Source organism: uncultured Maritalea sp. (genome assembly GCF_937139385.1).
Lineage (GTDB): Bacteria > Pseudomonadota > Alphaproteobacteria > Rhizobiales > Devosiaceae > Maritalea > Maritalea porphyrae_A.
In genome coordinates this window covers 1-7,898 of the sequence record NZ_CAKZPW010000378.1, presented here as the reverse complement: position 1 = coordinate 7,898, position 7,898 = coordinate 1, and the positions used below count along the sequence as shown (strand labels likewise).

Sequence of the window (7,898 nt, the reverse complement as noted above, 5' to 3'; positions counted from 1 at the left end):
CAAAATGGCTCTTGGAACGTGGTCGTGAGCGCGACAGCGCTAAACCAACTTCGTAGCAAATTCTTGATGGCTTGCAAATCTGTTGTGGCGGAGATGGATCATGGAAACAATCGGTGCGCTTTTGGTGCTGCTGCTTACCGCCCGGCTTTTTGGGGCGCTATCGCACCGTGCGGGTTTGCCGTCCGCAGTTGGCGAAATGATCGCAGGCATGGTTTTGGTTCTAAGCGCAATTGTAACCGGCCCGCACCAACCCTTTGTTGAAAATCTTGCGCACAACGAGGCTTTGGCCAAAGTCGCTGAACTTGGTATCTTCTTTCTTGTTTTGATGGCCGGTTTGGAAATGCGATTGGCTGACACAATGCGCGACGCTCGCAAGTCCTTTGTTGTAGCTGTTGGGGGAGTTGTCTTGCCCCTTGTGGCGGGCATCATTATGGGATTTGTTTTTTTGGAAGAAGGGCCGCAACGCACCGCGCAGGCTATCCTTGTTGGGGTGGCAATTTCAATTACTGCCATTGCTGCATCCGCCAAGCTTCTTCAAGAGTTCGGTTTGCTGAATGCAGAGTCAGGCAGGGTTTTGATAACCGCAGCGTTGTTTGATGATATTTTTGGTTTATTTCTGCTGGCGTTGCTCAGCTCCATGATTGCAACTGGCGAATTGCCGGGCACCTATGCTTTTGCGATAATGCTAGCGAAAGTTATTCTGTTTTTTGTTGTGACAGGACTTCTTGGCGTTCATGTTTATCCCCACATCAGCAAACGCATGCAGCGCAATCAGTCTGCAGCCATCGAGTTTAGTGCGCTGGTAATTGTTGGATTGGCTTATGGATTTCTTGCAGAACTACTTGGTCTTCATTGGGCAGTTGGTGCGTTTATGGCTGGCCTTTTTATGGAGAAAACACAAATTGGCAAACAGCCCTATGAGAGTATGCGTTTAATCCTCAACGCACTAACTGCAGGCATTCTTGGTCCTTTGTTCTTTGCATGGATTGGGCTACAGGCGAATTTGACCGCGATTTTTGAAATACCGGTGTTCTTGCTGGTTTTGAGCCTTGTAGCTTTCGCCAGCAAGGTGTTGGGCGGGGGACTAGCGGCGCGTTTTGTCGGATATACAAAACAGGAGGCGGCAATCATTGGTGTGGGACTTGCCCCCCGCGGTGAAATCATGATTGTGGTCATGTCGATTGCGCTTGGCTCAGGGCTAATTAACGGTGCCTCTGCCGACCCTATCGCTAGGCACCTTTTTTCCGCACTCATTCTGATGGCGCTATTTAATACCGCGCTGGCGCCGATGGTGCTGCGCTTTTTATTGCGGCGCAAACATCGCCTCAAGAATGAACGCTAGCTGAAGAGCCACTCGTCTATAGTTTGGTATGGACTTCTGGCACGAAGCTTTGTGTGTCCATGGGCGGACGTTCATAATCAGACTGTTCAGGGCGTGGTTCAAGTGCTGCAAGGGCTGGCGCAAAGTCTTCATAAGGAACTTGAGACAAAAGATGGCTGATACAGTTTATGCGTGCATGTTTTTTGATGTCCGACTGGACAACGTACCAAGGCGCTTCTTCAATATCGGTATGCACAAACATGTGGTCCTTTGCCTTTGAATAGTCGACCCAACGCTTTCTGCTTTCTAAATCCATAGGGCTGAGCTTCCATTGCTTGGTCGGGTCATTCAATCGCTTTTGAAACCGTCGTTCTTGTTCCTCATCTGAAACTGAAAACCAATATTTGATCACTTGAATTCCCGACCGCACGAGCATGCGCTCGAACTCTGGGCAACTGCGGAAAAACTCGTGATACTCCTCATCGGTACAAAAACCCATAACGCGTTCGACACCAGCGCGGTTGTACCAAGATCGATCAAAAATCGTCATCTCGCCTGCTGCGGGAAGATGGGCAACATAGCGTTGAAAATACCACTGGCTCTTTTCGCGTTCTGTGGGGGCGGGCAGGGCCACAACCTGGGCGATGCGCGGATTAAGTGGAGCGGTAATCCGCTTAATGGTTCCACCTTTGCCAGCTGCATCTCGCCCTTCGAAAATGACCACCACGCGATGTCCTGAGCGCTTTATCCATTCCTGCATTTTCACCAGTTCGATTTGCAGTCTGGCTAACTCTAGTTCGTACTTTGAATTGGATATCTTTTGTGATGGGGTGTTGGGTTTATCAGTAGAGCCTTTTGCGCTTGTTGGTGCCATGAAATCATCCTCACCGTGTGGAATTAAGTGAGATTACCACACTTTTGAAAAGTTATCAGAGCGGAAAACATTGTGGATGTATGTGCAAGCGCAAGGCTTTGATGAGTAGTCCATTTGGCAGGGAAACCCGAATGCTAGAAGGTTTTGGCTTGGGCAAAGTCCGGTGTTTTCACCGTTCTATATCCCTCTTGGAAGTTGTTAATTTCGAAGTGCCAAATTGCGCCGGGCCAATGAATGTCCATTTCACCCAAGCGGGGGCGATATACAGCTGTGTAAAGCGTACCAAAGCCTTGCGCATAGGCTGTAGAATAGAGCGGTGGCTTTAGAAATGCGCCGATGAATTTTTCTTCTGGGTCAACGTGCAGGGTTAGCCTGTTGAGCAAAAACCGTTCCCGTTCGACAGTGGCTGTAAACCGCGCGTGATGCACCCAGTCGACGGTTTCTTGGTGGTTGGTTGCCACGGCTGCATGTGTGATTATTGTGGGTTTATCAGGTGCCATCATGGCGGTGAGATATTGCCGTTTTTTGTCTAGTACCGTTACGTTGTAACTCATGTGGGTGGGCACTCTTATGAGTACCTTACGTGCTTGCTCAGCGGTTTCGCAGGTCTGCAGAATATATCGAATGATCAGCGGTATGCCGAAACCCTCACCAACGTTTCTTCGCCCGCCAAATGTAAGTGAAACGGCCAGTCCCGCATCATTTACCCCGTCGACCAATCCCCAAAGTCCGTCGCTTACGCCCATGACTTTTCGGCCAAGCCAGCTGGTGTGCAGCAACACACTGTCGAAGGCATTTGGGTTGTAGTCATAGTTGCGGACAAGGACCGGCTCTGCGCCCGGCCAAATGGCTTGTGAGCAACCAGACAAATAGGGGGGCGGGCAATAGAAGCTTAGGAAACGGGCCGCTTTGTCACCACCGCCCGCAAGTTCGCACAATTCGTCATACAGCGGGATCAATTCAGGCATGTGATCGCGCAAAGCATTGCGGCTTTCGCTGTAGGTTGGGCGCGCGGTTTCGCCCTCTCGCAACCACCAGCGGCGATAGTCCGGCCAATAGCCTTTGAAAAGGTCAGCCCATTTCGGTCCGGGCTGTTGCTCGGATATCGCGCGCCAAATGGTGTGCTTCATAACTACATTATCTTGAAAGCAGGCTCTGCCACCGCCGGGCCTGCGTCGGCAACTGGCAGCGGATTTGCAGCATAAGCAGACTTAATCCCATGAATCCACTTTTGTGACCGATCGTTCAATTCGAAATTCTTGGTCATGGAGCGACCTCTTGTGACGAGAATGCCAAGGTCGGCGCCCTCATAACGATAGTCGCCAACATTTTGGATGCGAAGATAGAATGCTTCATTTTCATTTTCCACAGCACGCCGGTGATAGTCAAACCGATCGAACACCACACGGCCATCTTCAAGCATTTTGTAGATGCCGGTTTCAGGGGCTTGTGTGATAATGTCGACGTTATCCTCGGTGTGTTTGATGACCATTTGAGACCAGCCATCAATCATGTCGGGATCTGCCCATCGTTGATTGAGTTCGTTCACGTCCAACTTGAAATCTTGTTTAGAGAACTCCAGGAGATGGAAAAGGAACAAGGGTGCATCAGCATGGGCGAACGCCGCGTGGTTTGTCATAGAGCTTGCGCCTGTAACCCGTGGGTTCAATTCACCAAGCCAAATATCACCTGTTTCATTGTCGATGAGAAAATCCAGTTCAAAGTACCCGCGGTATCCATTGGCGCGCAGTTGCTCCCCGAATTTGAATGTAAGGTTACGTGCCCGTTCGCGAATTTTCTTTGGAAATGCCGTCGCAAGAATTTCATTGCCACACCATCCGCCACGATATGGGGTCAGTTCTTTAAAACCAACGAGTTCTGTCATCAATGGCCCAACAATGGTTCCTTGCGCGGTGGCGCAGGCTTCAATTGCTGATCCACGACAATTGATCCGCTTCATGACCTTTATTTCGCCTTGCCCGACAATTTCATGTTCGTGCTTGCGGAAGTCCTCTTCGGATTTGATGAAAAAAGTGGTGTGACCAGAATCCCCAAACGCCGACTGCAGCACAACATCGTGCCCAAGCTTTGCTTTTTCGCACACTGCTCTTAGGTGGTCATAGTCTTCTATTTCAGAAAGCGTATTGGGCACAGAAGGGACACCGGCTTTGTCACCAATCCGAACAGTCTCAATTTTGTTGTCGCACTTTGTGCGCAATTCAGCGCTTGGGAACCAAACTGTGCCGCCCAATTGTTCAGCAAGGCGTTCAGTTTCCTCATCAAACATAAGGAAAACAAAGTTTGGTTTTCCACCACGCCTTTTAATGAAGTCAATAACTTCCTTATGTTGAAGGAGATAGTTATTGATGTCTTCAATTGACGTGAACTCTGCGTGCGGTTGTTCGCTGGGGCAAAATACATTGGGGTGTCGCCCATCGTAGCAGTCGATGTACGAAATATATTTGAAATTCTTGCACCATTCATCAATGCCCAAAAGATTGAAATTGGTTGCAGAGACGAAATAGATGGGTTCATCATTACGGTGAAAGAACCTCCGGATTTCCGAGATGTTTTTCAACACTTTTGATTTTGTTTTATTTTTTTTCTTAGTCAACATGCCTATTCCTCCCTTATTTTACTCTGCAGCTACTTTTTTTGTGTTTGTTTTTATGCCCAGTGATTCATCGGTGAAGACCCTTAAGCCCAAATCGGGCCGATAGCCGTGAATTTCGCTCACATCTAGCGCCCGCATAAATGCCAATATTTCAGTGCTCACAACCTGACCTGGCACAAGAATTGGAAATCCAGGTGGATAGGGAATAATAAATGAGGCTGAAACGACCTCACGACCGGCCTTTATTGCCGCGTCTACTTCACCCTCAAGGCTCAAGTAGTCACAATTGTCTTCGTCATAACTCAAGAAAAATGCCCGTCGAATATCGCCCTCGGGCGTAACGTCATCCGTTCTGAATGATGAGTGAAAGCGGCTAAAGTCTGGCAAAGGTGGCAAGTCTTCATTGAGCGTTTTCACGCGCTTTTCAAAACTGAGACGTTCCATTTTTGAGGCGTCATCATAAAGGTCGTTCAACTCGTTCGCGATTTCGACAAGTGCCTCTATCAGATAAGCAACCGAGGAACGCGTTGTGCCAATATTGGTCATAAACAAGACGGTATTGCGCGATGTTTTGTTGATCTGAATGCCGTATTTATCCATGAGGATTTTGGTCTTAAACGTGTCGCCGTCCCAACCTGTGCCGCCCACAGCCAATGTGACCCGGCTTGCATCGAGCACAAACTCATCACGCGACCAACATTCCCACATATCGGTCCAGCCCTGTTCAGGGTCATAGTAGGATTCAACGCCGCTTTCGCGAAATTCTTCTGGGATTATGTCGCCTGCCGCAAGAACGGTGAAGTATTTTTGCAGGACGGGATGCGTCGAAATTGCTTTTCGCATCGACATTGCGGCTTCGATTTGACGTTGAACAAATTCATATCCCTCCAGTTCAACTTGCCGTCGACCCACGTCCAAAGATGCAATAATTTGGTAGTTCGGCGATGTTGATGTGTGGGTCATGTAAGCTTCGTGGAAACTTTGTTCCACTTCGCCTTTGAAGTCTTGGTCATTCACATGGATCATTGAACCCTGGCGCAATGATGTGAGCGTTTTGTGTGTCGATTGTGTGGAGTATACCCGCACGCGTGCATGCGGTGGCGGCACAAGCCTATTTTCCATCAAGGCCTTATTGTCATTCATGTCGATGCGTTTAACTTGCTCGTCCCACGCAGCTTCAACTTCTGGTGTGCGCAATTTGGCGCGCAAGTTGTTGGCAGCATTCATCCCTGTGCGCTGTCGATAGGTTGGGGTAAACCGGGCAAATGCAAACCAAGCTTCGTCCCACAAAAAGATCAGATCAGGCTTGATTGCTAAGCATTCTTCCATCACACGTTCGACATCATAAACAATGCCGTCGAAGGTGCAATTTGTAAGCAGCAGCATACGCACTTGATCTAGCTTTCCAGCATCCCGAAGGGCCAGCAGTTGATGTTTGATCTCACGTATGGGTACGGCGCCATACATGGAGTATTCGCTTAAGGGATAACTGTCGAGATAGACGACTTTTGCGCCTGATAATACCATGCCGTAGTGGTGCGATTTATGGCAATCTCTATCCACCAGCACAATATCATCTGGTTTTACCAGCGCCTGCACCACAACTTTGTTGCAAGTGGATGTGCCATTTGTAGCAAAGAAGGTTTGCCGCGATCCAAAGGCCCTTGATGCAAGTTCTTGGGCTTTTTTGATTGGCCCGGTTGGCTCGAGCAGGCTGTCTAACCCGCCCGACGTGGCCGACGTCTCAGCCATAAAGATATTGGGGCCATAAAATGCGCCCATATCTTGAATCCAGTGAGATCTGGAAATGGATTTGCCACGGCTAATTGGCATGGCGTGAAACACGCCTGTGGGCTGTTTGGAATATTCCTTTAACGCGGAAAAGAACGGTGTGCTGTAGCGCGATTGCACGCCTCGTAGGATGTTTAAATGTAGTTCTGTGAAGTCTTCCTGATTGTAAAACACCCGGCGGCATAGCCCTAGCTCCATGCCCGCAATTTCTTCGACAGAACGATCGGTGATCAAATAGGCGTCAAGTTCAGGCCTTACTTTGGCGATTAGGCGGCAGAGTTCTGGACCATATTCTTCTGGTTTGAGTGCGTCCACATCTTCGTCCTCGCCAACACGGGCGAGGAATTTCTTCAATATGGGAAGTGCATTTTTTGACTTGAGCGTCAGGCCGGGCCGGATCACAACGGCTTGGATGTTGTGATTGAACAGGATTCCAATCAAGGCGTCTTCAAGGCTTGAGACGACCACTGACTCATAGTGGAATGCGTCGTCTGTTCTGCGCATGTCGTGAATGCTTTTTCTAAGCCAGCGCGACTGTTGCTCACCAAGGCTGTCGACAACGAGTATTTCGAAATAGGGTTTGCTTAGCGCGCGTGCTTCAGGTGAAAGCAGTGCCTCATCATCATGTTCTTCGCTGTCTTTATCTTCTCGATCTAGCGGAATTGAACGACGGCGGTAGGCGCCTGAGCTCAATGCCCTTGCGACGCGACGGACGCTAAATTCTAAATCTTCAAATTTCTTGTGATCAAACAATCGGCGCATAGCGTCAAAGGCGTGAACGCCAGGGAAGGCCCAATATTCTTCGGTGACAGACAAGGCATCGAAGTAATCTGAGATCAGCTTCATGTTTTCGGCCGCTGACTTGCCGGTCGGTTTGCGGACTAGTTCTGAAGTGGTCTGTTGGAGGCCGCTCCAACTATCAGATCGCATTTGGACTGCGCTATAATGGTCGCTAACAGTTTTCACCTTTTTCTTCCTCCACCCTGAAGTGAGAAAAACAAACAATCAAAAGCGACTGCTTATTATACCTCACACTTTGCCGACATTTGCCGGTCGTTTTTATTCACCTCTTAGTCAGCCTTCGTTGCGGCTAGGCCATCGATCATTGAATTCAGTAGTTCTGGTTCATTCACACTAAGTCCACCCCGTGAACCTTGGCTAGGCACTTGCAAAGCCCCTAAGCTGTATAGGTATGAATCTGTGCCGCTTGCTCGATCATAAACTGGGAATTCAGCCGAGCGATCACGGAAGCTCTTTAGGACTTGGCCAAGGCCCTTCATGCCGCTTTCGCGCCGGCG

At 49.2% G+C, this 7,898-nt stretch carries 6 protein-coding genes; 1 reads left to right on the top strand and 5 read right to left on the bottom strand.

Features of this window, described 5'->3' with window-relative positions:
• Positions 1–100 precede the first annotated feature (100 nt).
• Positions 101–1,342: a cation:proton antiporter gene (locus Q0231_RS15205; RefSeq protein ID WP_299348822.1), complete on the top strand. Its 1,242-nt coding sequence runs from the start codon at positions 101–103 to the stop codon at positions 1,340–1,342.
• A 16-nt stretch (positions 1,343–1,358) separates the two neighbouring features.
• Here Q0231_RS15205 and ppk2 read toward each other — a convergent pair whose 3' ends face one another.
• From ppk2 to Q0231_RS15180, 5 genes are all read right to left on the bottom strand, one after another.
• Positions 1,359–2,195, bottom strand: a complete 837-nt coding sequence (gene ppk2 / locus Q0231_RS15200; RefSeq protein WP_299348819.1) for a polyphosphate kinase 2 — start codon at positions 2,193–2,195, stop codon at positions 1,359–1,361.
• Positions 2,196–2,329: 134 nt separating this feature from the next.
• Positions 2,330–3,325: a C45 family peptidase gene (locus tag Q0231_RS15195; RefSeq protein ID WP_299348817.1), complete on the bottom strand. Its 996-nt coding sequence runs from the start codon at positions 3,323–3,325 to the stop codon at positions 2,330–2,332.
• A gap of 2 nt (positions 3,326–3,327) precedes the next feature.
• On the bottom strand, positions 3,328–4,812 hold the full coding sequence (locus Q0231_RS15190; protein WP_299348814.1) for a biotin carboxylase: 1,485 nt from the start codon (positions 4,810–4,812) through the stop codon (positions 3,328–3,330).
• An 18-nt stretch (positions 4,813–4,830) separates the two neighbouring features.
• Positions 4,831–7,566 (bottom strand): ornithine decarboxylase, encoded by a 2,736-nt coding sequence (locus tag Q0231_RS15185; RefSeq protein ID WP_299348811.1) that lies wholly within the window; start codon positions 7,564–7,566, stop codon positions 4,831–4,833.
• Positions 7,567–7,670: 104 nt separating this feature from the next.
• On the bottom strand, positions 7,671–7,898 hold a 228-nt coding region (locus tag Q0231_RS15180; protein ID WP_299348808.1), incomplete at its 5' end, for a hypothetical protein.